The following is a 22,174-nucleotide window of genomic DNA, read 5'->3' on the forward strand; positions in this document are numbered from 1 at the left end:
GCCTACTGGATACCCCGCCTGCGCGGGGTATGACAGGCCTGGATTTACGCCGCCGCCTACCCACCAAACTCCCGCGAGCGCGACGCGCGCCACAACGTCCATAGCGTCCGGAGTCGTGACGTCACGTGCGGCACGAACGGATCGACGTCAGCCCGCGACATACGCTGCAGATGGCGGCGGACCATCGCCAGCGGCAGGAATACCGGCCGCAGCTGCGGCGGCACATGCGTGAGTAGCTCGAAGGCGGTGCGGAGGTGTTTTTGCCCCTCTCCGATCAACTGGTCGATCGCAGCACGCGCTTGTGGCGTCTGCTTGCCCGAAAATACCTGCTCTATCCCGCTGCCATGTTGCTGCAGCAATTGCAGCGGCACGAAAAGCTGGCGCCGCGCGGCATCGTGCGGCAAGGCGATGAGTACTTGCGCGATTCCTTGGGCCAGTCCGGCGTGGCGCGCGAGATGGTCGACCGCCGCCGATGGCGGCACCGCAATCCGCGCAGCCAGCGAGAACAGCGCTGAGGCCGTATCGGTGATATACCCTTCCAGCGCCGCCATCGACGGCATCGGGTCGTTGTAGAGATCGAACTGATGCTCGTCGATCAGCCGCGATAGCGGCTCGATCGGCAGGCGGAATTCGCCGATGGTCTGCAACAGTTCAGCTGCGACCGGATTGCCCTCGACGCCGCCATGGCCGGCGCCTTCCAGCATGTCGGTCCACCATTGCAGCCGCATCTCGCCCGGCAGCGGCTGGGTGACATGCTCGCGCACGCGCGATATCTCGACGTTGAAGGCGTAAATGGACAGCAGCGCCCGGCGCTGGACCTGAGGCAGGAACAGCGTCGACGCATAGCCGACGAAATCATGCGTGCGCACCAGGTCGGCACAGAACGCAGCGGATTCTTTCGACGTCGCCGCGGCGCTCATGGCACCGCGATCAACGCCGCCGCAACGCGCCGCCGCTCGCCCAGCATGATGTTGTAGGTGCGGATCGCCGGCCCCGTCTGCATCGCATCGAGCACCACGCCCACGGCGCGCAGCGCCTCGCGAAGACCGCGCGGCGGCACCCAGACTTCGGTGCCGGTGCCGACGATCAGCGTATCGATGGCGTTGGCGGCCTTGAAGACGCGCGCAAGGGAATATTCGTCGATCTCGGCGGGCTTGGTCACCGGCCAGGCCCAGATCGCATCCGGCAGGCACAACAGGGAGCCGCGATGCGACATGTCGGCGAAGGCGAAGCCGCCCTTGCCATAGGCTTCGATCGGCGCTGACCTCGGAAGATGCGGAGCGTCCGAGGATGAGCTTGTCTGATTGGGCATGACCTTTTCCGAAAACCGGGTTCCCGCCCTTCGGGTCCAGCCCGAGGGCATGCTTTTCGGACTATGCGCTATTTCTTCGCAGGCCTATCCGGCGCGTCGCGGTGCTCGCCAACGCCGAGATAGATCAGGATCGGTGCCGCGATGAAGATCGAGGTGTAGGTGCCGACCAGCACCACGCCGAACATCATGACCGCCGTGAAGCTGTGGATCGCGTGGCCGCCGAACAACAGCAGCGCCAGCAAGGCCAGCGTCACCGTGACGTGGGTGATGATCGAGCGCGACAGCGTCGAATTGATGGATTCGTTCAAAAGCTGCGGCATCGGCATTTTCTTGTAGCGCCGCAGCATTTCCCGGATGCGATCGTAGATCACGACGGTGTCGTTCAGCGAGTAGCCGAGGATCGTCAATAGCGCCGCGATGCTGGTGAGGTCGAAATCGACCTGCGAGATCGACATGAAGCCGATCGTCAGCACGATATCGTGGACGTTGGCGATCATGGCGCCGAGCGCGAATTGCCACTCGAACCGGAACCAGAGATAGATCAGGATTGAGAAGATCGCGAGCATCAAACCGATCATGCCGTAGGCCAAAAGTTCGCCCGAAACACGCGGCCCCACCACCTCGACGCGCCGGTAGTCGACGCTATCGCCGAGCGCGCCGCGCACTTTGGTCACCGCCTCTTGCTGCGCCTTGTCGCCTCCGGGCTGCTCCGCGACACGGATCAGGACGTCGGCCGGACCACCAAACTGCTGAAGCTGGACCTCACCGAGGCCCAGGTTGCTCAGGCTCGCACGCATCGCGCCGATGTCGGCCGAACCGGACTTGGATTGAACTTCCAGGAGCGTGCCGCCCCGAAAGTCGATGCCGAAATTCAGCCCGTGCGTGAAGAACAGTACGATCGCGACGATCGAAAGTGCCGCCGAGATCGGAAAGCTGATGCGGCGAAAGCGCGTGAAATCGAAGTGTGTATCGTCGGGGACAATGCGCAGCGGCGGCAGCAGATCGAGCGCGGCGACCACGGTCAGCGCGGCAATCAGGACGCCCAGCCCGATGAGAACGTATTGTGTCAAAGCCGGCTCCGCATTCTCAGATTGGCACGGTCTTCGGCCGCTTCCATCGTACCCACCCTGCAACGATCAGGCTGGTCAGCGTAAACGCGGTGAACACCGTAGTGATGATGCCGATGCCGAGCGTGACGGCGAAGCCGCGGACCGGCCCGGTGCCGATATAGAACAGCACGGCGGCGGCGATAAAAGTGGTGATGTTGGAGTCCAGAATAGTCGCCAGCGCGCGCCTGAACCCGGCGTCGATCGCCGAAATCGCGTTGCGGCCGCCACGCAACTCTTCACGAATGCGCTCGTAGATCAGCACGTTGGAATCCACGGCGATGCCGACTGTCAGCACGATGCCGGCGATGCCCGGCAGCGTCAGTGTAGCATTCAGGAGCGACAACAGGCCGAAGATCATGGCGACGTTGATGGCTACCGCGATGTTGGCGAACACGCCAAACAGCCGATAGGTCACCAGCATGAACACGATGACCATAATTGAACCGACATAGGCCGCAAGCTCGCCCTTCTCGATCGAGTCCTGGCCGAGGCCCGGACCGACGGTGCGCTCTTCGACCACTGTCAGAGGCGCCGGCAGGGCGCCGGCCCGCAACAGGATCGCAAGATCGTTGGCGGCCTGAACGGTGAAGCTGCCGGAGATCTGCCCCGAGCCGCCGGTGATCGGCTCGCGGATCACGGGCGCAGAAATCACTTCATTGTCGAGCACGATCGCAAACGGCAAGCCGACGTTTTCCGACGTCGCCTGGGCAAACTTGCGCGACCCCGACGTGTTAAAGCGGAAGCTGACGATCGGCTCGTTGGTGCGCTGGTCGAAACCCGGCTGGGCGTCGGTCAGATCGCCGCCGGAGACCAGCACCTGCCTCTTGATGACATACGGAACCTTCGGCGAGGTCGAGCTCATCAGCACCTCGGAGTCCGGCGGCACCCGGCCCTGCTGGGCCTGGTCCGGCGACACCGAGGTATCGACCATGCGGAATTCCATCTTCGCCGTCTTGCCGAGCAGTTCTTTCAGATGCGTCGGATCTTGCAGACCCGGCACCTGTACGAGGATGCGATCATTACCCTGGCGCTGGATGATCGGCTCGACGGTGCCAAGCTCGTTGACGCGCTTCTCGACAATCTGGATCGATTGCTCGATCGTCTTGCGCATGCGTTCGAGCATCGCAGCCTGCGGGATCGTCAGGCGGATTACTCCCCCGCCGGCATCGACCACCTCGATGTCGCGCTGTCCGCTGGACCCCAAGAGCCCCCCAATCGGTTGCGACATGTCTCGCAATTTGGACAACCCAGTCGCCTGATCGGCCTCGCGGCTGATACGCACTTCGACCGCGTCGTTGCGGACAGCGAGGCCGGTATAGGCAACCTTGGCGTCGCGCAGCACGCGACGAGCCTCGTCGCGGATCTGATCGAGCTTTTCCTTCTTCACGTAGTTGGCGTCGACTTCGAGCAGCAGGTACGAACCACCCTGCAAATCGAGGCCGAGCACGATGTGGCGTTGCGCCCATACCGGCCAGGTCTTGACCCGCTCCTGGGGAAAGAAGTTCGGAACCGCGCACAGGCAGACGATCAGCGCGGTCAGAATGATCGCCAGCGCCTTCCACCGCGTGAAATACAACATCGAGTAGACCCGTCAGATCCAGGAAAATGCGCCGCGATAGGCGGCGCGCAAAAACTCAGCTCGCGGACGTTTCGTCCTTGGCCTCACTCTTTTCCTTGGCTGGCTCGCCCTTGGCGCGGACGCCTGAAATCATCTGCCGCATCTGCCGCACGCGGACGCCATCCGAAATCTCGAACTCGATCTGGTCATCGTCCACCACTTTGGTCACCTTGCCGACCAGACCGCCCGAGGTGACCACGGTGTCGCCGCGGCGGATGTTTTTGACCAATTCCTGATGATCCTTCACCTTCTTTTGCTGCGGGCGCAGAATCAGGAAGTACATGATCACGAAGATCAGCGCGAACGGCAGCAGCGACATCAACATGCTGTTGGCATCGCCGCCGGCTGCAGCCTGGGCGTACGCAGGGGTAATCAGCATTCGAACAATCCTCGTGAGACGGAAAAGAACCGGCCATGCCTGGGCATAGCGTCCTGGGGCATGTCGCCGGTCCGGGCAAATTTGCGCGGACTATAGCGGCGGCGGGCCCAATTGCAACGTTGGCCGCCCCCTCATTTAGGCCGCTTGCGAGACCTTCCAAGGCCCGTTAAGGCTGCGCCGTCAGGAACTCGGGAAATGTCGAAAAAAACCAAGAAAACTGCGGCTCGAACAGCGCCCCGCGCCACCGCCAAGGCCGCCTCGCGAGGACAAGTGAAAACCGCGACAAAAGGTCCGGCAAACAGGCTCAACGGCGCTACCGCCGAGCGGATCGCCACCGCACTGGAAGCCATCGCCGGCCACCTTTCCGCGGCGTCTCCAGCGGCGGGAAGCGCCTACTCGTTCGGCTCCGCCGACGCCTTTGTCTGGCACCCGGACGGCCGCCTTTCGCCGGTGCCGCGCGTCAGCCGCGTCGACCTCGGCCTGCTCAAGGGCATCGACCGGATGCGCGACATCCTGATCGAGAACACCGAGCGCTTTGCCGATGGCCTGCCCGCCAATAACGCGCTGCTGTGGGGCGCGCGCGGCATGGGCAAGTCGTCGCTGGTGAAGGCGACACATGCCAATATCAACATCGACCGAAAGCCGGCCGACCGGCTGAAGCTGATCGAGATCCACCGCGAGGACATCGAGAGCCTGCCCGCCCTGATGGACCTGTTACGCAGTTCCGATTTTCGCTTCATCGTGTTCTGCGACGACCTCTCCTTCGACGGCAACGATGCTACCTACAAATCGCTGAAAGCGGTGCTTGAAGGCGGTATCGAGGGACGTCCCGACAACGTCATCCTCTACGCCACCTCGAACCGGCGGCATCTCTTGGCGCGCGAGATGATCGAGAACGAACGCTCGACCGCGATCAATCCGGGCGAGGCGGTCGAGGAAAAGGTGTCGCTGTCAGACCGTTTTGGCCTCTGGCTCGGCTTTCATCGCTGCAGCCAGGATGAATATCTGGCGATGGTGCGCGGCTATTGCGGCCATTTCGGCATCAAGATCGCCGACGAAGAGCTCGAGCGCGAGGCGCTGGAATGGTCGACCACCCGCGGCTCCCGCTCCGGCCGCGTCGCCTGGCAGTTCACGCAGGAGCTGGCGGGACGGCTCGGCGTGAGGTTAGCGGGGAAGTAGGACTGGTCGTGTCCCAACTCCGACGTCATCCCCGCGAAGGCGGGGATCCAGTACGCCGCGGCTTCTCGTTTCAATCGCAGCTGCTCTGGAATACTGGGTCGCCCGTCAAGCCGGGCGATGACATTTGTGGGTGAGGCAACGCCGCTGCGCAGCGATCGATTACGCCCCGTTCAGGAATTGCAGCGGGTCAACCGGTGAAGATCCCTTGCGGATCTCGAAGTGGAGCTGCGGCGACCCCACCTCGCCCGATTGACCCGACTTGGCAATGATCTGGCCGCGCTTGATCGTGTCGCCGCGCTTCACCAGCAGTTCACTCGCATGGGCATATGCGGTGACGTAACCGTTGGAGTGCCGCACCAGAACCAGGTTGCCGTAACCCTTGAGCTCGTTGCCGGAATAGGCCACCACGCCGTCTTCCGCCGCCTTCACCGGCGTGCCCTCCGGCACCGCCAGGTTGATGCCGTCATTCGATTTGCCGTTGGTCTTGGCGCCATAACTCGTGATCACCTTGCCGCGCACCGGCCAGCGGAAGGTCGGCAGCGCGCCGGTGGCTTCGCTGGGCTTGATCGAGGCTTGCTCGACGACGGGCTTTTCTTCCGTGACATTCGTGGTGGCGGAGGCCAGCCGCGCACTCTGCGGCGGACCGCCGACCGAGGCCACCTTGGTGGCCGGTGCCGCAACCGGGGCGACCGGTTGGGCGGGAGCTGCGGCAACAGGCTGCGCCGCCGGCGCTGCGGCCGCGGATTTCGAACCGGGCACAGTGAGCTTCATGCCGAGGCTGAGCTTGGCAGACTGATCGAGATTGTTGGCCTTGGCGAGTTCGCTGACCGAAACCTGATTCCGCCGCGCGATGCTCATCAGCGTATCGCCGCGATTGACGATATGGACGCTCGGTGCTGCGGCCGCAGCGGCAACCGGCTTGCTGGCCGCAGGCGCGACGCCCGGCGCGGGCGCTGCCGTCGCCGTCTGGCGCGGAATAATCAGTTGCTGGCCGGGCGACAGCACGCGCGGCCCCTTATAGCCATTGGCCTGCAGGATCGCGGCGGCTGAAACGTTGTACCGCTTGGCTAGAATGTCGAGCGTGTCGCTGGTGCCGACGATGATCGTGGTGCCGCCCGGCGCGGATGGGCGCGCGGCTGCCACTGAACGCGGCGGGACCGTGGCGGTGGTCTCGATCGGCGAATGGGACGGCGGCGCATACGACGAAATCCCGCGCCCTCCTCCCGACACCCCGCCCGAGCTGGCTGGATAGGCCTGCGGCGCAGCAACGGCGGGCGGCGGCAGGGACTGCGACTGATATTGCGGAGCCGACGCCTGCGGCCGGGCATATTGCGGCAGCTCGCGGCGCTCGACCGCGGGCGTGCGCACCGAACCGGTCGCTTCGGGCTGAGAGGCAAAGGGATTGGAGAATGAGCTATCGGAAAAGCGCGTCTGCATATCGGCGCTGCAGCCGGCAAAGCCGACTGACATCAGCGCCAGCACCGCGACCTGCGGCACCCGACGCGAGCGAAGCAACTCGGCGACACGGGACATGGTTACTCACTCGTACGCAACAAAATACTGTTTTGAGTAAACACGTGCCGAGTAAATAACCGCTTAACCCTTGGAATAAGATGTTGGCGGGAACCGCCAATCCGGGATTCTACAGTTCGCGCGCAATTCCCGGCAGGGCCGGGACGAAGCGGACATCGACCAATTCCTTGCGTTCAAAACCGCTGTCCGTCCTGGTCACCCTGACCAGCGTCTGGGTGCCATGGTGGGGGCCGACCGGTGCGATCAGGACGCCGCGCGGCAGCAGCCGCTCCAGCAGCTTTTCGGGAATTTGCTCCATCGCGGCCGTCACGATGATGCGGTCGAAGTCGCCGGCGCCGGGCGGAATGTCGAAACCGTCCCCGAACATCACCTCAACGTTGTAGTAGCCGAGCGCTTCGAGCCGGTCGCGTGCCGTGTCCGCCAGCGTCCGGTAGCGCTCGATGGTCAGGACATGCGCACATAACCGCGACAGCACCGCGGCTTGGTAGCCGGAGCCGGTCCCGATCTCGAGTACCTTGTGGTGCTTCTGCAGTTGTAGCTGCTCGGTCATGTAGGCCACCACGAAGGGCTGGCTGATGGTCTGCCCGCAGGCGATGCCGAGCGCGCTGTCGCGATAGGCATGCCCGCGATCGTCAGCCGCCACGAAGTGCTCGCGGGGCACTTCTTCCATGGTCCGCAACACCGCCTGGTCGCTGATCCCCCGCCGCCGCAGGGTGAGCTGAAACATCATCTTTTCCGGCGGTTCTTGGGACATGGCGGTCTCGTGGCGGGAGTCTGCCGCCAATTCAATGCTTCGGCCTCGCCAAGATGTAATAGCGTCCGCGCACTTAAGGAACGATTTCCTCAAGATTGTGGTTCCGGCTCCGGAACCGGAGCCGCCTCCCGGCGTTAGGGCCCGGGAAAATCCTTCGCGATGAGTCTTTTAGCAGGGGCTACCCGCCCATGCCGACATTGCACCCAAGGTCGTTTTTTGCGAACTTCGATACTTGGAAGGGCAAGGAATCCATCATGGTAGCGACACGGCCGGCGGGCTGTTCTGTTTTCCTCGTTGAAGACGAGGTCATGATCCGCATGATGGTCGCTGACATGCTGGAAGAGCTGGGCCACAGCGTAGCCGCCGAGGCCGGCGAAATCGGCGAAGCGGTCAAACTTGTACAATCGACCGAATTCGATCTCGCCATTCTCGACGTCAACGTCAACGGCAAGGTGATCACGCCGGTAGCCGAACTGATCACGGCGCGCAACCGTCCGTTCATCTTTGCGACCGGCTACGGCTCCTCCGGCCTGCCGGCGGAATATCGCGACCGCCCCGCGCTGCAGAAGCCGTTCCAACTGGAAACGCTGGCCCAGGTGATCGCCTCTACGTTGAAAAGCGCGCCGGTTTAGCCACTGCGTGTAGCCCCGATGGAGCGCAGCGCAATCCGGGACCGACGTATTGTGTTTGCGAGACCGTCCCCGGATTGCGCTTCGCTCCATCCGGGCTACTGGCATCACTTCAACGTCGCCGTCAGCTCTTCCGAGAACGCCTCATCGGTACGATCCAGCCGCAGCGGCGTCACTGACACGTAGCGCGCCGCAAGCGCCGCCAGATCGGTGCCTTCGGCCGGCGCATCCATCATCGCGGCGCGCTCGAACCCGATCCAGAAATAGGGATTGCCGCGGCCGTCGTGTCGCTTATCGACCTTGAGAAAACCGAGATTGCGCTTGCCCTGCCGCGTCACGCGGACGCCCTTGACCTGATCGGGCGTGCAGGCGGGAAAGTTGACGTTGATTACGGTGTTCTTGGGCACGCCAGCGTCGATCACCTTGCGCAAGATGCCGGGGCCGAATTTCAGCGCGGTGTCCCACAGCGGAGCGTGACGGGTCTCGATGGAAAATTCCTGGCTCAGCGCAAACGACGGGATTCCCAGAATCGTGCCCTCGAGCGCGCCCGCGATCGTGCCGGAATAGACGACGTCCTCAGCGACGTTGCGGCCCTTGTTGACGCCGGACAGCACGAGATCGGGCATCTTCTCGCCGAGGATATGGCGCGAGCCCATGATCACGCAATCGGTCGGCGTGCCACGCACCGCGAAATGGCGCGGACCGACTTCGCGCAGCCGCAGGGGATCGTTAAGCGACAGCGAATGCGAAACGCCGGACTGATCGAGCTCCGGCGCCACGATCCAGACGTCGTCGGACAGCGCGCGGGCGATCTCCTCGACGATCTTCAGACCCGGCGCATGAATGCCGTCGTCGTTGGTGCAGAGAATTCGCATCCGTCAAAATGCCTTCTGGTTCGGTCGCGGTGGGCTTTTGCCTTGGGGCGTCGTCTTATCCGGCTATCGCGGCCGAGGCAAACCGGCCTATTTCCTCATGTTTTCTTCATCCAGACGCGCCAGGGGCGCGCGAACCTGGCGCCGCCATCGATTTTCATCTGCAGGTCTGGCAATGCCTGGTGCGCCGATTCGATAGGTAAGGACGGCGGGCTCACAGCCGCTGGCGGCGCCGGTGCCGCGTCGAGGGGCTCAATGCTAGCCGGCCGCCGAGGCTTCGCCAGTGGAGGCGGCGCGATGGGGTCGATCACCGGAAGCGCCGCAGCTATCCGCGCCGGCCCCGCCTCCGGCTGCTTGTGTCGCGTCCGCGCAACCGCCAGTCCCTTGTCGAAATCGGCGGCGTTGAGCCACTCCTTGGTATGCATGCGTTCGATCAGATCGTCGTCCCACAGGCGGGCCACTTCGATGTCGAAGGCGCCCATCAGCCTCTGGTCGATCAATTGCATTCCGTGGCCGGTGACAGCCCATTGCCTCCCGATCCAAAGAATGTCGCGATGCAATGCCATTTTTGCCTTGCGCTATTTATCCCGCTCGATGGTTTTGAGTCCGCCCATGTAGGGCTGCAGCAGATCGGGCACGGCGATTGAGCCATCTTGCTGCTGATATGTTTCCATCACCGCAATCAGCGCGCGGCCGACCGCCGTGCCGGAGCCATTCAGCGTGTGCACGAAGCGCGGCTTGCCGTCGGGCCCACGTGAGCGCGCATCCATGCGGCGCGCCTGGAAATCACCGCAGACCGAACAGCTCGAGATTTCGCGGTAGGCTCCGCCCTCACCTTGCCCCGGCATCCAGACCTCGATGTCGTAGGTCTTCTGCGCGGAGAAGCCCATGTCGCCGGAGCATAGCGTCATCACCCGGTAATGCAGGTCGAGCCGGCGCAGCACCTCCTCGGCGCAGGACAGCATGCGCTCGTGCTCGTCACGGCTGGTCTCGGGCGTCGCGATCGAGACCAGTTCGACTTTTGTAAATTGATGCTGCCGGATCATGCCGCGGGTGTCGCGGCCGGCGGCACCAGCTTCCGCGCGGAAGCACGGGGTCAGCGCGGTCAGCCGCATCGGCATTTCTTTTTCGTCGACAATGGATTCGCGGACGAGATTGGTCAGCGAAACTTCGGCGGTCGGAATGAGACCGAGGCGCCCGGTCTTCAGTCGTTCGTCGGGAGCCGCGAGCAATTCACCCTTGATGGCCCAGAACTGGTCGTCCTCGAATTTCGGCAATTGCCCGGTGCCGAACATCACCTCGTTGCGCACCAATAGCGGCGGATTGACCTCGGTGTAGCCGTGCTCGTTGGTATGGAGATCGAGCATGAACTGACCGATCGCGCGCTCCAGCCGCGCCAGGCCCTTCTTCAAGACGACGAAGCGCGCGCCGCTCAGTTTCGCGGCGGCTTCGAAGTCCATGTAGCCGAGCGCGCCGCCGAGGTCATCATGCGGCTTCGGCGTGAAGCCGTAGTTGCGGATCTTGCCGTAGACGTGGCGCTGCACATTGCCGTGTTCGTCTGTGCCTTCGGGAACGTCGTCGAGCGGCAGATTGGGAATCGCAGCGAGTTCTTTCGCCAGTTCTTCGTCAGCCCTCTTCGCCGCAAGCTCGAGCTCGGGCATCGTGGTCTTGAGCTCGGCAACTTCAGCCATCAGCTTGTTGGCGCGCGCGTCATCCTTGGCCTTCTTCGCCTCACCGATTTCCTTCGAAGCCGCATTGCGCCGCGCCTGCGCCTGCTCGGACGCCAGGATGGCCGCCCGGCGCTTCTCGTCGATCGCGAGCAGCGAAGCCGATAACGGCGCCAGCCCGCGGCGCTTCAGTCCGGCGTCGAATGCCTGGGGATTGTCGCGGATCGATTTGATGTCGTGCATTGGCGTGCGGTCCTCGGGCGTCTTCCTGCAAACAATCAACACTCACGTTGATTGTTTGCGGTGCGTGCCCCAAGTACCACACCCGTCATCACCCGCGAAAGCGGGTGATCCATTATTCCAGAGCAGTTCGATATAAATTCAGTAGGCCGCGGCGTACTGGATTCCCCGCTTCGCGGGGAATGACAGCCAATGGTGGGCGCGAGCGGCGCCCTATTCCGCCGGATTGGCTTCCGGCGGCGGGCTGGCGGGCGGTGTGCCTGATGCGGCCCGCGCGGCGGCGGCCTTCTTTTCCACCATGCGGACCGCGATGATCGCGCCCTCATAGAGCGCCAGCAGCGGTAGCGCGAGGGAGGCCTGGCTGATGACGTCGGGCGGCGTCAGCACGGCCGCGATGACGAAGGCGATGACGATAAAATAGCGCCGCTTCTCGCGCAGCATCTGCGAGGTGACGATGCCGATCCGCCCCAACAGCGTCAGTATGACTGGAAGTTGAAACGCGACGCCGAAGGCGAAGATCAGTGACATCATCAGCGACAGATATTCGCCGACCTTGGGCAGGAGCTGGATCTGCGCACTCTCCTCGCCGCCCATCTGCTGCATGCCGAGCGAGAACCGCACCAGCATCGGCAGCACCACGAAATACACCAACAGAGAGCCGAGCACGAAGAAGAACGGGGTTGCGATCAGATACGGCAGAAACGCGCCGCGCTCGTGCTTGTAGAGACCTGGCGCCACGAACTTGTAGATCTGCGTCGCCACGATCGGGAAGGAGATGAAAGCGGCGCCGAACAGCGCGAGCTTCAACTGCGTGAGGAAATATTCCAACAGCGCGGTGTAGATGAATTTCGAATTCTCGGCACCCGCCACCCAGACGAACGGCCAGACCAGCACGTTGTAGATCTGCTTGGCGAAGAAGAAGCAGAAGATGAACGCAATTCCGAAACCGAGCAGCGCCTTGATCAGCCGCGAGCGCAGCTCGATCAAATGATCCATCAATGGCGCCTTGCTGGCCTCGATATCTTCGATGGTCATGACGCTTTGGCGTCCTTGAGAATGTCGGGCGCCGCCGGCGCAACGTCCTGCTGGACGGCCTGAACTTCACGGGTGATCGCCAGCGGCTCGGACGCGGCCGCATGCGCCTCGGCTTCGACGAAGGTTTCCGGCGTCGGCGCTGCCGGCATCGTCGGGGTGACGGGTTCGCCGATCGCGGACGCCACCTGCGCGTCGTTGGGGTCGGTCGTGGCAGGCTTGTCGACATCGCCGATCTGCAGGGCGTCGTCGACATCCTTCTGCAGCGAAGTCATGAGGTTGCCGGGGGAAAGCGCTGTTGCGGTGTCCTTGACCTCGTCAAAGCTCTTCTTGAGGTCAGCCATTTCGGCCTCGCGCATGGCTTCCTGGAACTGGCCCTGGAATTCGGCGGCCATCTTGCGCGCCTTGCCCATCCATTGCCCGACCATGCGCAGCACGCCCGGCAGCTCTTTCGGGCCGATGGCAATCAGCGCGACAACCGCGATGACGACCAGTTCACTCCAGCCGATGTCGAACATGAATTCTTCCGCTCGCGCGAGACGTCCGCGCCCCAATCCATCATAGTCAAGATTTGGAGCCGCCCGCGCCTTTTCTCAACCGGCGTCGTTCAACCGACGCCCGGTCCAAGATGCCCGTTCAGACTGCCTTGCTGCCGACATCCGTCCGCGCCGTCGGTGCCGGCGTCGCATTGTGATCGATGGTCTTCACCGGCTCGGCGGGCTTTTCGGCTTCCTTGGTGTCGTCCTGCATGCCCTTCTTGAAGGCCTTGATGCCCTGCGCGACATCGCCCATCAGATCCGAAATCTTGCCGCGGCCGAACAACAGCAGGACCACTGCGATCACGACGATCCAGTGCCAAATGCTAAGAGAACCCATCCTGCAACCCTCCAAAAAGAGACGGCCGGCTTCCGGCCAAGCTTTCGCGGAAGGTAGGCCCGCGGGGTATCAAAAACAAGGACCCCTGCCGCGGCAAATCGCTGTCGCGGCTACGTATTACGGCTATATTAACCGCGCTTGCCTAACTAGCCGGCTGAGCCTTCGGAACCGGCTCCGCCGCCCTCGTCAGGCTCGGCCGCAGGCGCCAGCAAGAGTTCCAGATTGTCGCCCGCGTCCAGCGGATCCTCGTCCTCACGCAGCGCCACGTCATCCGACGGCGTCGGGACGCTGAAGCCGGAAGGCAGCCGCGAATCCAATAGCCCCGTACCCTTCAGCTCTTCGAGACCCGGCAGGTCGCTCAGCGCCTCCAGGCTGAATTGCGACAGGAACGCTTCCGTCGTGCCGAAGGTCAGCGGCCGGCCCGGCGTCTTGCGGCGGCCGCGAGGGCGGATCCAGCCGGTCTCGAGCAGCACATCCAGCGTTCCCTTGGACGTGATCACGCCGCGGATCTCCTCGATCTCGGCGCGCGTCACGGGCTGGTGATAGGCAATGATCGCGAGCACCTCGATCGCCGCCCGCGACAGCCGCCGCGTCTCCGTGCTTTCGCGCGTCATCAGCCATGACAGGTCGCCCGCGGTGCGGAAGGTCCATTTGTTGGCGATGCGCACCAGATTGACGCCGCGCGGCGCATATTCCGCCTGCAGTTGCGCCAGCGCCGCCTTGACGTCGACGCCGTCGGGCATGCGCTTCGCCAACGCCGCCTGATCGATAGGCTCGGCGGAGGCAAACAGCAACGCTTCGAGCAGCCGCAATTCCTCGGGCCGCGCGGCCTGATCGGTATTCTGGTCGATGGGATGGTCCTCGGCATCTTCCATGCGTTTTTCCGCCAGGCTTGCCATGGCTAGGTCTCCTTCCACTTACTCGACCGTCATATCCGGCGCAGGCATTGCTGCCTGCGGCGGACGCTTACGAAAATACAGCGGCGCGAACGCCTCTTTCTGGTTCAGCTCCATCTCGCCTTCGCGCACCAGTTCGAGCGCCGCGGCAAAGCTCGAGGCGAATACCGTCGCCCGCTGCGAGGGATCGACCACGTAGGTGAGGAGATAATCGTCGAGACAGCTCCAGTCCTCAGCGTCGGCCATGCCGACCAGCCGCTCCAGCGAGGCGCGCGCTTCCGCCAGCGACCATACGGTGCGCTTGGCCAGATGCACGGTCGCTAGCACGCGCTGCTGGCGCTGCGCGGCATAGGCGGTCAGCAGGTCGAACAGCGTCGCCGTGAATTTGGGGTGCTTGATCTCGGCGATGGTTTCCGGATTGCCGCGCGGAAAGATATCGCGCTGGTACTGCGGCCGGTTCATCAGCCGGTTGGCGGCTTCGCGGATGGCTTCGAGCCGGCGCAGCCGGTTGGCCAGTGCGGTCGCCATTTCCTCGGCGCTCGGCCCGTCGGGCGTGGCCGGTTCGGGCAGCAATAGTCGCGATTTCAGGAACGCGAGCCAGGCCGCCATGACGAGGTAATCAGCGGCGAGTTCGAGGCGGATCTTTCGCGCGGCCTCGATGAAGGTCAGATACTGGTCGGCCAGCGCCAGGATCGAAATCTTGGCGAGATCGACCTTCTGCTGGCGCGCCAACGTGAGCAGCAGGTCGAGCGGACCCTCATAGCCCTCGACGTCGACGACCAGTGCCGGCTCGCCCTCGGTGATTTCGGCGGGCCGTCCAGTTTCAAACGATAGAATCTCAGCCGTCATGCTGTTCCTACCCGATCCATCAACGCTTCAAGTTCAGCCCGCACCGCCTGCCTATCGAACGGCTCTGGCTGCCTGCGGGAGCCTAGCGCCCGTTTGGCACGTGCCAAGGCCTCGCCCGCCAGCTCCGGAGTCTCGCAAGCCACGTCGCGCATCTCGTCGAGCTTGCCATTGCAATGCAGGACCATGTCGCAGCCGGCGTTGACGATGGCGCGGGTCCGCTCGGCGATCGATCCCGCCAACGCATTCATGGACACGTCATCACTCATCAACAAACCTTGGAACCCAATTACGCCGCGAATCACCTGCCGGATGATTGTCGCAGAAGTCGTCGCCGGTTGGACGGGGTCTAACGCGCTAAACACAACATGTGCGGTCATGGCCATCGGCAGGTTCGCCAACGGTTGAAACGCCGCGAAATCGGTCCGTTCCAGCTCTTCCCGCGCTGTATCAACGGTCGGGAGCCGGAAATGACTATCCGCAGTGGCCCGGCCGTGGCCGGGAATGTGCTTCAGGACGGGCAACACGCCGCCCTGCTCCAGCCCCTCGGTAACGGCACGGGCGATCGCTGCGACCTTGCCCGGTTCGGTTCCATAAGCCCGGTTGCCGATCACGGCGTCGGCGCCGGCCACCGGCACGTCCGCGAGCGGCAGGCAGTCGACGGTGACCCCGAGGTCGATCAGGTCGGCCGCGATCAGGCGCGAGCTTAACCGCGCGGCCTGCAGGCCCAGCTCCGACTTAAGGTCATAGAGCGCGCCGAAGGTGGCGCCGGGCGGATAGACCGGCCAGTGTGGCGGCCCGAGCCGGGCCACCCGCCCGCCTTCCTGGTCGATCAGGATCGGCGCATCCGCCTCACCGACGCAATTTCGAAACTCATCAACAAGTGCAGATACTTGATCTGGCGTCTCAACGTTGCGTTTGAACAGGATCAAGCCCCATGGCAGCTCGCCACGGATGAATTCGCGCTCCGCGGCGCTCAGTTCCAGTGCCGATACGCCCGTGATGAATGCCCGGCTTGTCATGGGGCCGATTAGGCCCCTCGCAGCCCCCGGGTCAAGGAAACCGCCGTTAATTCCTTTGGACGAAGCACTGTCCGCCGGCAGATTTCAGACTGCTACAGACCTGCGCCGCCTCCTCGGACGAGCCAAACGGGCCGGCGAACGCGCGGTAATAGACGCCTTTCTCGCCGAGATCGACGCGTTTCACCAGCGACGAATGCGATCCCAGCACGCTCGGGAACTTGCTCTGTAGCGCTCGATAGGAGGCCTGCGCGTCGGCCTCGTTCTTCTGCGAAGAGACCTGAACCAGATAGCCTCCCCCGGCCGGAGCGGCCGGCTGGCTCGGATTGGTCGCCGCGGTCCGGGTCGGCGGGGCGGCATCGGCCTGCGGCGCGAGCGACATCGGCGAGTTGGCGCTGGCATTGGCCGACGCCGGATTGCGGCTCGCGGGCGGAGCCGCGGCAGGCGGTGCGCCCGGCGCGGCGACGCTTCGCGTCGTCGGTCCCGGCCTCGGCGGCGGCGCGCTGGCGCCTGCCGGAATGCCGCCGTTATCGGAAGGATCGCCCTTGACCGCGAGAGTCTTGATCCGGCGCGGCTCGTTGTTCGGCATCGTACCGTTCACGCCCGTCTGGGGTGGCGGGCCGGACGGTGAAACGCTCGCGACCGGCGGCGGATTGGTATTCGGATTCAGCGGCGGAAACACCACGCGCGGCGCGCCGGACCTCGCATTGACGTCGACCGGCGTCTCTTCGCGCGACACCAGCTTCTCGCCGCCATCGCCCGGCAGCATGCGGTCAGGCGCCTTTGCAGCGCCTCCGTCGGACGACGCCGGCACCACCTTGGTCGGGCTGTTGTCGGCCCTGATGATCGGCGGTTCGCCTGAGCGGGGCGAACCGACATAGGTGCGATAGGCAAAGGCAGCGCCTGTCCCGACCACCGCCAACGCCAGCACCGCGGCGACCGTCATCAGGCCGCTCGAGCGCTTCTTCGGCGCGGGCTCCTCTTCCTGGTATTCGCCCTGGTACGCGTAGGGATCGTCCGGATAGGCCGGATCGCGCTGATAGTCGTGCTCGCCGGTTTCGAGCCGTCCATAGAGCGCATCGTCGTAGCGCGACGGATCCTGCTGCGGCTCGTCGGCATATTGCTGCGGAGCCTCGTAATAGTCCTGCGAGTCCTGCGCGGGCGCCTGATGCTGGGCCGCGTAGCGGTGCAATGGATGCACCGGCGCCGGCTGATACTCCGGCTCGTCTTCGTAAGCCTGATCGTGCGGCAGCGGCGATGGAAGTGGCGGCGGCGGGGTTTCCTGGCGCGCGCGCTGCATCCATGCCGGCGGAGCCGGAGGCGTGTCGAGATCTTCTTCCGGCGGATCATATTGCTGTGGACGCACATTCGCCCGCGACTGTAGCGGGTGCGGTGCCGGCTTGGCGGCAGCCCCGTATGGGTCGTTCTGTCCGATCAGCCTCGCGAGCTCGGCCAGCGGATCACTCTCGCCGCTAGCCTGGTCGGCGGAGGGAAAAGGTCGGTCCTGATATCGATCAGCCATCGTGATGATGCATCCCCTACGGGACAGCGCCAACCCGCCATGTTAAACAAACCATGACGAGCGGCCCCTGCCAGATACCCCCACGAACCCCCATTCGTGAAGGGCCTTCGCCCCTGCCTACCGCATCTCGGTCGGAGCGTGGACGCCGAGAACGGCTAAGCCCGATGCTAGAACCGAGACGACGCCCTGGACCATAGCCAGTCGCGCCCTCGTGATCTCTGCATCATTAGTTATAATGAAGCGTAAATAGGGCAAATCTCGCCCTTTCGTCCACAACGCATGAAATTCACTGGCTAAATCATATAGATAAAAAGCGATTCGGTGCGGCTCATGTGCGACCGCCGCCGCCTCGACCATCCGGGGATAGAGCGCCAACCGCTTCAAAAGGTCAAGTTCCGCCGGGTCTGTCAGCCGCTCCACGGGGGCATCCCCCAAATAGGCCGTCCGGGCCGCGTCATCCTCGGGGAGATCCGGAATCACCTCGCGGGCATTCTTGAAAATGGAGTGGCCGCGGGCATGCCCGTACTGGACGTAGAATACGGGATTGTCCTTGGACTGTTCGAGCACCTTGGCGAGGTCGAAATCGAGCACGGCGTCGTTCTTGCGGAACAGCATCATGAACCGCACCGCATCGGAACCGACCTCGTCGACCACTTCGCGCAACGTGACGAAATCGCCGGAGCGTTTTGACATCCGCACCTGCTCGCCGGCGCGCAACAGCCGCACGAGCTGCACGATCTTGATGTCAAGTGCGGCCTTGCCGGCGCTGATGGCCTTCACCGCCGCCTGCATTCGCTTGATGTAGCCGCCGTGATCAGCACCGAACACGTTGATCATGTCGAGGAAACCGCGATCGACCTTGTTCTTGTGATAGGCGATGTCGGAAGCGAAATACGTGTAGGAGCCGTCTGACTTGATCAGTGGACGATCGACGTCATCGCCATAGGCGGTGGCGCGGAACAGCGTCTGGATGCGGTCTTCGTAATCCTCGACCGGCTTTCCCTTCGGCGGCGGCAGGCGGCCTTCGTAGATGTCGCCCTTGGCGCGCAGGAAATCGATGGTCTCAGTGACCTTGTTGTTGCCGGTCTCGACCAGCGACCGCTCCGAGAAGAACACGTCGTGCCTGATGTTGAGCGCGGCGAGATCGCCCGTGATCATGTCCATCATCATGGCGATCGCCTTGGCGCGCACGATCGGCAGCCACGCGGTATCGGGCATCGCCTTCAATTTGTCGCCATGGTCGGCAGCAAGCGCTTGGCCGACCGGAACGAGGTAGTCGCCGGGGTAAAGCCCTTCCGGGATCTCGCCGCTAACTTCGCCGAGCGCTTCCAGGTAACGCAAGTAGGCTGAGCGTGCGAGCACGTCGACCTGCGCGCCGGCGTCATTAATGTAGTATTCGCGGGTGACGTCGTAGCCTGCAAAATCAAGCAGCCCGCACAGCGCATCGCCGAACACCGCGCCGCGGCAATGGCCGACATGCATCGGTCCCGTCGGATTGGCCGAGACGTATTCGACATTGACCTTGGCGCCGCGGCCGACCGCGCTTTTGCCATAGGCCGCACCTTCGCGCAGCATGGTGCGCAGTTCATCCACCCAGACCCTAGGCTTCAAAGTGAGGTTGATGAAGCCGGGACCGGCGACCTCGACGGCGGCGACCAGATCGTCGGCGTGCAATTTTTCCGCGATCTTGTCGGCGAGGTCGCGCGGTTTTGCCTTCGCGTCCTTGGCCAGCACCATGGCGGCATTGGTCGCCATGTCGCCATGGCTCGCATCGCGCGGCGGCTCGACCACGACGCGGGAGAAATCGATGCCGGCGGGCCACTGGCCCTCGGCTGCGAGCGTGGCGCAGATCGCCTGCACGCGCGCCAGCGCGTCGGCGAACAGATGTTGTGGAGCTGGCTTGTCGGACATGGCCGCCGCCTAACGCAAATCCGGGGTCGAGTCAAAAAGCCGTTGGTGCTCCATCAGGGCGTAGCGGTCGGTCATCCCGGCGATGAAGTTGCCAATCCGGCGCGCCCGCTCGCCGTCCGTGACGCGCTCGGTACCCTCCACCCATTCGGCCGGCAGGTCCGCCGGCGAATGCTGATAGCGCGCGAACAAGTCAAACAGGATGCCTTCCGCCTCGCCCATCACCCGCATCACCCGGTGGTGGCGGTACATGTGCTGCTTCAGGAACGCCTTGATGGCGGCCTCCTGCTCGGCGACGTCAGGCGGAAAGGCGATCAGCGGCTGATGATGGTGGCGGACATCATGGGCCGAGTGCGGCTTCGCCGCCGCAAGCCGCCTACCCGCCTCCGACATCACCGCGCCGATCATGTAGGAAATCAGCTCCCGCACCAGTTCCGCGCCGCGCCTGGCATCATCGAGATTGGGATAATGGCGGTCGATTTCGGCGATGATGGACTCAGTCAGCGGCATCACTTTGAGGTCATCGACGGCAAACAGGCCGGCGCGCAGGCCGTCGTCGATATCGTGGGCGTCGTAGGCGATGTCGTCGGCAAACGCTGCGGCCTGCGCCTCCAGCGAGGCGTAGCTCCACAGCTCCAAATCGAATTTCTGGTTGAAGTCAGAAATGCCGATCGGGATGCCGCTGTCGCGGTAAGGCCCGGCCGGAGCCCCGTCCCGCTCCGTCAGCGGCCCGTTGTGCTTGACGATGCCCTCCAGCGACTCCCAGGTCAGGTTCAGCCCGTCGAATTCGGGATAACGATGCTCCAGCGAGGTCACGACCCGCAGCGCCTGCGCGTTGTGGTCGAAGCCGCCATGATCCGTGAGGCATTTGTCGAGCGCCCGCTCGCCGGCATGGCCGAACGGGGGATGGCCGAGGTCATGAGCCAGCGCCAGTGTTTCCGTGAGATCCTCATCGAGGCCAAGCTGGCGGGCCAATGCGCGGGCGATCTGCGCCACCTCCAGCGAATGGGTCAGCCGGGTGCGGTAATGGTCGCCCTCGTGGAACACGAAAACTTGTGTCTTGTGCTTCAGCCGCCGGAACGCGGTGGAATGGATCACCCGGTCGCAATCGCGCCGGAACGGGCTGCGGGTCCGGCTCGGCGGCTCCGTAAACAGCCGGCCGCGGCTGGAATCAGGGTCGCAGCCATAGGGCGCACGGGGGGCAGCCATTCCGACCGACACGGTTTTTTAGTCCTTATCCATTTGATTCCGCGAGATTACGCACTTAACTATGTCTGACGCGGCATACCAAATGAATTGGGTATGACGGGGCCGGAGACCATGCCATGACCACTGCCATCACCGTCAGCGAGCGGGCTGCCCGCCGCATCGGCGAAATCCTCAAGTCCGAAGGCGACGGCGCCATGCTGCGCATCTCCGTCGAGGGCGGCGGCTGCTCCGGCTTCCAGTACAAATTCGATGTCGACCACGCCAAAGCGGAGGACGACCTCGTGATTGCGCGTGAGGGCGCGGTAGTGCTGGTCGACCCAGCCTCGGTGCCGTTCCTCGCCGGCTCCGAAGTCGATTTCGTCGACGACCTGATCGGCGCCTCCTTCCGCGTGGTCAACCCGAACGCCACGGCGTCGTGTGGCTGCGGGACCAGTTTTTCGATCTGAGAGAAGCGACTGCGTCTCATCACGTTGACTGTCATACCCCGCGAAGGCGGGGTATCCAGTACGCCGCGGCTTATCGGTTCAATCACTCCGGCCTCTGGAATACTGGATCGTCCGCCGGAGCCTGTCATCGGGTGCGCATTCGCGCGACCCGTTGGCGGACGATGACGGGACCGGCTAAGCCTCTCGCGCGTAGCGTCGCAAATCTGCTTTCAGCATTGCCAACACGTCATCCCTCACCGGATCGCCCGTGCCGCGGGTCCAGGCGGCGGCGAGCGGGAGCTTGTTCATGTCGGAGGCGGCGAGGCGGATGAACTGGACACCGCGCGTCGCCATGCGCGAGGTCCATCGCGGGACGATGGCGACGCCGAGGCCGGTGGAGACCAGATTGACGATGGTCTGCTTCTCGTCGGCGATCTGGGCAACATGCGCCTCGAGCCCGGCCTCGGCGAACAGTTTCATGGTGAGATCGTGGCTGTGCGGCCGCGAGCGGCGTTCGGGCACGATCAACGGCTCGTTTTCGAGATCGGCGATGATCACTTGCTTGCGCGGTGCCAGCGGATGCCGGTCGGCAACCGCAACAACGGCAGTCTCGTGTAGCAGGAAGGCAAACTCCAGCCGCTTGTCGGGCCGCTCCGGTGGGCGAACGAAGGCAAGATCGAGCCGGCCGGACAACAGGCGCGGCAGCAGGCGCACCGTCTTATCCTCCACCAGTTGCACGGAGACGTCGGGCCAACGTTTGCGGAAATCGTGCAGCAACCGCGGCAACAGTCCCGCGGCGGCGCTGTCGATCGCGCCGACGCGAATGTTTGCCGCGCGTTTTCGGCCGCGCGTACGGAACTTGCCGGCCAGTGCATCGGCCTGCGCCAGCAAGGCACGCGCATCCTTCAGCAGCACGGCGCCATCGTCGGTCAACGTGACGCTTCGCGTCGTGCGCGTCATCAGCCGCGTGCCAAGATCCTCTTCGAGCAGCCGGACAAAACGGCCGAGCGCCGACGGCAGCATATCGAGCCGCTGCGCCGCCCGGCCAAAATGCAGCTCCTCGGCCGCGGCCACGAAGCAACGCAAGTGATCCAGGTCCATCGGCCCTCCCGCGGGCGATTATATCAATTTTTTGTATAAACGCGAGGC

At 63.9% G+C, this 22,174-nt stretch carries 23 protein-coding genes; 3 read left to right on the top strand and 20 right to left on the bottom strand.

The features are described 5' to 3' along the window. Positions 1-56 precede the first annotated feature (56 nt). The 5 genes from HCN58_RS26930 to yajC all read right to left on the bottom strand — a co-directional run bounded on the left by HCN58_RS26930 (position 57) and on the right by yajC (position 4,418). Entirely contained in the window at positions 57-920 is an 864-nt protein-coding gene (locus HCN58_RS26930) for a phytoene/squalene synthase family protein (protein WP_171582380.1), read from the bottom strand. After that, positions 917-1,312 (bottom strand): Mth938-like domain-containing protein, encoded by a 396-nt coding sequence (locus HCN58_RS26935; RefSeq protein ID WP_171582381.1) that lies wholly within the window; start codon positions 1,310-1,312, stop codon positions 917-919. The genes HCN58_RS26930 and HCN58_RS26935 overlap by 4 nt, the downstream gene beginning before the upstream one ends. Before the next feature lie 68 nt (positions 1,313-1,380). Continuing rightward, positions 1,381-2,382 (bottom strand): protein translocase subunit SecF, encoded by a 1,002-nt coding sequence (gene secF, locus HCN58_RS26940; protein ID WP_171582382.1) that lies wholly within the window; start codon positions 2,380-2,382, stop codon positions 1,381-1,383. Between the two features lie 16 nt (positions 2,383-2,398). Then, positions 2,399-4,000, bottom strand: a complete 1,602-nt coding sequence (secD, locus tag HCN58_RS26945) for a protein translocase subunit SecD (RefSeq protein WP_171582383.1) — start codon at positions 3,998-4,000, stop codon at positions 2,399-2,401. 55 nt (positions 4,001-4,055) lie between these two features. Then, the gene (gene yajC / locus HCN58_RS26950) at positions 4,056-4,418 is read right to left on the bottom strand and encodes a preprotein translocase subunit YajC (protein WP_057855867.1); all 363 of its coding nucleotides are present in this window, start codon (positions 4,416-4,418) and stop codon (positions 4,056-4,058) included. A gap of 195 nt (positions 4,419-4,613) precedes the next feature. On the opposite strand from yajC, the gene HCN58_RS26955 reads away from it, so the two are divergent. Further along, positions 4,614-5,597: an ATP-binding protein gene (locus tag HCN58_RS26955; protein ID WP_171582384.1), complete on the top strand. Its 984-nt coding sequence runs from the start codon at positions 4,614-4,616 to the stop codon at positions 5,595-5,597. A 159-nt stretch (positions 5,598-5,756) separates the two neighbouring features. Here HCN58_RS26955 and HCN58_RS26960 read toward each other — a convergent pair whose 3' ends face one another. Both HCN58_RS26960 and HCN58_RS26965 read right to left on the bottom strand, forming a co-directional pair. After that, on the bottom strand, positions 5,757-7,130 hold the full coding sequence (locus HCN58_RS26960; protein WP_171582385.1) for a peptidoglycan DD-metalloendopeptidase family protein: 1,374 nt from the start codon (positions 7,128-7,130) through the stop codon (positions 5,757-5,759). Between the two features lie 109 nt (positions 7,131-7,239). Then, the gene (locus HCN58_RS26965; protein WP_446471649.1) at positions 7,240-7,884 is read right to left on the bottom strand and encodes a protein-L-isoaspartate(D-aspartate) O-methyltransferase; all 645 of its coding nucleotides are present in this window, start codon (positions 7,882-7,884) and stop codon (positions 7,240-7,242) included. A 254-nt stretch (positions 7,885-8,138) separates the two neighbouring features. Between HCN58_RS26965 and HCN58_RS26970 the strand changes: the two genes are divergently transcribed. Beyond that, entirely contained in the window at positions 8,139-8,516 is a 378-nt protein-coding gene (locus HCN58_RS26970; protein ID WP_171582386.1) for a response regulator, read from the top strand. Between the two features lie 104 nt (positions 8,517-8,620). Here the strand turns inward: HCN58_RS26970 and surE are convergent, their stop codons facing one another. From surE to HCN58_RS27030, 12 genes are all read right to left on the bottom strand, one after another. Further along, positions 8,621-9,388: a 5'/3'-nucleotidase SurE gene (gene surE, locus HCN58_RS26975; protein ID WP_171582387.1), complete on the bottom strand. Its 768-nt coding sequence runs from the start codon at positions 9,386-9,388 to the stop codon at positions 8,621-8,623. Between the two features lie 95 nt (positions 9,389-9,483). Continuing rightward, positions 9,484-9,891 (bottom strand): hypothetical protein, encoded by a 408-nt coding sequence (locus HCN58_RS26980; protein WP_210266158.1) that lies wholly within the window; start codon positions 9,889-9,891, stop codon positions 9,484-9,486. 72 nt (positions 9,892-9,963) lie between these two features. Next, on the bottom strand, positions 9,964-11,295 hold the full coding sequence (gene serS / locus HCN58_RS26985; RefSeq protein ID WP_171582388.1) for a serine--tRNA ligase: 1,332 nt from the start codon (positions 11,293-11,295) through the stop codon (positions 9,964-9,966). Between the two features lie 210 nt (positions 11,296-11,505). Further along, positions 11,506-12,327 (bottom strand): twin-arginine translocase subunit TatC, encoded by an 822-nt coding sequence (gene tatC, locus HCN58_RS26990; RefSeq protein ID WP_171582389.1) that lies wholly within the window; start codon positions 12,325-12,327, stop codon positions 11,506-11,508. Next, a complete protein-coding gene (gene tatB / locus HCN58_RS26995) occupies positions 12,324-12,842 on the bottom strand; it encodes a Sec-independent protein translocase protein TatB (RefSeq protein WP_171582390.1) in 519 nt (172 codons plus the stop codon). Before tatB ends, tatC begins: the two co-directional genes overlap by 4 nt. A 118-nt stretch (positions 12,843-12,960) precedes the next feature. After that, the gene (locus HCN58_RS27000) at positions 12,961-13,200 is read right to left on the bottom strand and encodes a twin-arginine translocase TatA/TatE family subunit (RefSeq protein ID WP_171582391.1); all 240 of its coding nucleotides are present in this window, start codon (positions 13,198-13,200) and stop codon (positions 12,961-12,963) included. Positions 13,201-13,346: 146 nt separating this feature from the next. After that, complete coding sequence (gene scpB / locus HCN58_RS27005; protein ID WP_171582392.1) at positions 13,347-14,099, bottom strand: SMC-Scp complex subunit ScpB; 753 nt, start codon at positions 14,097-14,099, stop codon at positions 13,347-13,349. An 18-nt stretch (positions 14,100-14,117) separates the two neighbouring features. Next, on the bottom strand, positions 14,118-14,945 hold the full coding sequence (locus HCN58_RS27010) for a segregation and condensation protein A (RefSeq protein WP_171582393.1): 828 nt from the start codon (positions 14,943-14,945) through the stop codon (positions 14,118-14,120). Continuing rightward, positions 14,942-15,964 (bottom strand): beta-N-acetylhexosaminidase, encoded by a 1,023-nt coding sequence (gene nagZ / locus HCN58_RS27015; RefSeq protein WP_171582394.1) that lies wholly within the window; start codon positions 15,962-15,964, stop codon positions 14,942-14,944. Before nagZ ends, HCN58_RS27010 begins: the two co-directional genes overlap by 4 nt. Before the next feature lie 46 nt (positions 15,965-16,010). Next, the gene (locus tag HCN58_RS27020) at positions 16,011-17,483 is read right to left on the bottom strand and encodes an SPOR domain-containing protein (RefSeq protein ID WP_171582395.1); all 1,473 of its coding nucleotides are present in this window, start codon (positions 17,481-17,483) and stop codon (positions 16,011-16,013) included. Positions 17,484-17,600: 117 nt separating this feature from the next. Beyond that, on the bottom strand, positions 17,601-19,394 hold the full coding sequence (gene argS, locus HCN58_RS27025) for an arginine--tRNA ligase (RefSeq protein ID WP_171582396.1): 1,794 nt from the start codon (positions 19,392-19,394) through the stop codon (positions 17,601-17,603). A gap of 9 nt (positions 19,395-19,403) precedes the next feature. Further along, positions 19,404-20,612, bottom strand: coding sequence for a deoxyguanosinetriphosphate triphosphohydrolase (locus HCN58_RS27030; protein WP_171582397.1), 1,209 nt, complete (start codon positions 20,610-20,612; stop codon positions 19,404-19,406). Positions 20,613-20,716: 104 nt separating this feature from the next. Here HCN58_RS27030 and erpA point away from each other — a divergent pair, with 104 nt between their 5' ends. Beyond that, positions 20,717-21,046 carry an iron-sulfur cluster insertion protein ErpA gene (gene erpA, locus HCN58_RS27035; RefSeq protein ID WP_171582398.1) on the top strand — a complete coding sequence of 110 codons (330 nt, stop codon included), beginning with the start codon at positions 20,717-20,719 and terminating at the stop codon, positions 21,044-21,046. 174 nt (positions 21,047-21,220) lie between these two features. Here erpA and HCN58_RS27040 read toward each other — a convergent pair whose 3' ends face one another. After that, positions 21,221-22,126 carry a LysR family transcriptional regulator gene (locus tag HCN58_RS27040; protein WP_171582399.1) on the bottom strand — a complete coding sequence of 302 codons (906 nt, stop codon included), beginning with the start codon at positions 22,124-22,126 and terminating at the stop codon, positions 21,221-21,223. Positions 22,127-22,174 lie beyond the last annotated feature (48 nt).

It is taken from the genome of Bradyrhizobium australiense (assembly GCF_013114825.1).
Classification (GTDB): domain Bacteria; phylum Pseudomonadota; class Alphaproteobacteria; order Rhizobiales; family Xanthobacteraceae; genus Bradyrhizobium; species Bradyrhizobium australiense.

Excerpts from the sequence above, each read along its gene's own strand:
- yajC (WP_057855867.1), bottom strand. The coding sequence starts at position 4,418 with ATGCTGATTACCCCTGCGTACGCCCAGGCTGCAGCCGGCGGCGATGCC.
- surE (WP_171582387.1), bottom strand. The coding sequence starts at position 9,388 with ATGCGAATTCTCTGCACCAACGACGACGGCATTCATGCGCCGGGTCTG.
- argS (WP_171582396.1), bottom strand. The coding sequence starts at position 19,394 with ATGTCCGACAAGCCAGCTCCACAACATCTGTTCGCCGACGCGCTGGCG.
- HCN58_RS26930 (WP_171582380.1), bottom strand. The coding sequence starts at position 920 with ATGAGCGCCGCGGCGACGTCGAAAGAATCCGCTGCGTTCTGTGCCGAC.
- HCN58_RS26955 (WP_171582384.1), top strand. The coding sequence starts at position 4,614 with ATGTCGAAAAAAACCAAGAAAACTGCGGCTCGAACAGCGCCCCGCGCC.
- tatC (WP_171582389.1), bottom strand. The coding sequence starts at position 12,327 with ATGACCATCGAAGATATCGAGGCCAGCAAGGCGCCATTGATGGATCAT.
- HCN58_RS26980 (WP_210266158.1), bottom strand. The coding sequence starts at position 9,891 with ATGCAATTGATCGACCAGAGGCTGATGGGCGCCTTCGACATCGAAGTG.
- HCN58_RS27040 (WP_171582399.1), bottom strand. The coding sequence starts at position 22,126 with ATGGACCTGGATCACTTGCGTTGCTTCGTGGCCGCGGCCGAGGAGCTG.
- serS (WP_171582388.1), bottom strand. The coding sequence starts at position 11,295 with ATGCACGACATCAAATCGATCCGCGACAATCCCCAGGCATTCGACGCC.
- HCN58_RS26970 (WP_171582386.1), top strand. The coding sequence starts at position 8,139 with ATGGTAGCGACACGGCCGGCGGGCTGTTCTGTTTTCCTCGTTGAAGAC.
- HCN58_RS26935 (WP_171582381.1), bottom strand. The coding sequence starts at position 1,312 with ATGCCCAATCAGACAAGCTCATCCTCGGACGCTCCGCATCTTCCGAGG.
- tatB (WP_171582390.1), bottom strand. The coding sequence starts at position 12,842 with ATGTTCGACATCGGCTGGAGTGAACTGGTCGTCATCGCGGTTGTCGCG.
- secD (WP_171582383.1), bottom strand. The coding sequence starts at position 4,000 with ATGTTGTATTTCACGCGGTGGAAGGCGCTGGCGATCATTCTGACCGCG.
- scpB (WP_171582392.1), bottom strand. The coding sequence starts at position 14,099 with ATGGCAAGCCTGGCGGAAAAACGCATGGAAGATGCCGAGGACCATCCC.
- HCN58_RS26965 (WP_446471649.1), bottom strand. The coding sequence starts at position 7,884 with ATGTCCCAAGAACCGCCGGAAAAGATGATGTTTCAGCTCACCCTGCGG.
- nagZ (WP_171582394.1), bottom strand. The coding sequence starts at position 15,964 with ATGACAAGCCGGGCATTCATCACGGGCGTATCGGCACTGGAACTGAGC.
- HCN58_RS26960 (WP_171582385.1), bottom strand. The coding sequence starts at position 7,130 with ATGTCCCGTGTCGCCGAGTTGCTTCGCTCGCGTCGGGTGCCGCAGGTC.
- HCN58_RS27000 (WP_171582391.1), bottom strand. The coding sequence starts at position 13,200 with ATGGGTTCTCTTAGCATTTGGCACTGGATCGTCGTGATCGCAGTGGTC.
- HCN58_RS27020 (WP_171582395.1), bottom strand. The coding sequence starts at position 17,483 with ATGGCTGATCGATATCAGGACCGACCTTTTCCCTCCGCCGACCAGGCT.
- HCN58_RS27010 (WP_171582393.1), bottom strand. The coding sequence starts at position 14,945 with ATGACGGCTGAGATTCTATCGTTTGAAACTGGACGGCCCGCCGAAATC.
- erpA (WP_171582398.1), top strand. The coding sequence starts at position 20,717 with ATGACCACTGCCATCACCGTCAGCGAGCGGGCTGCCCGCCGCATCGGC.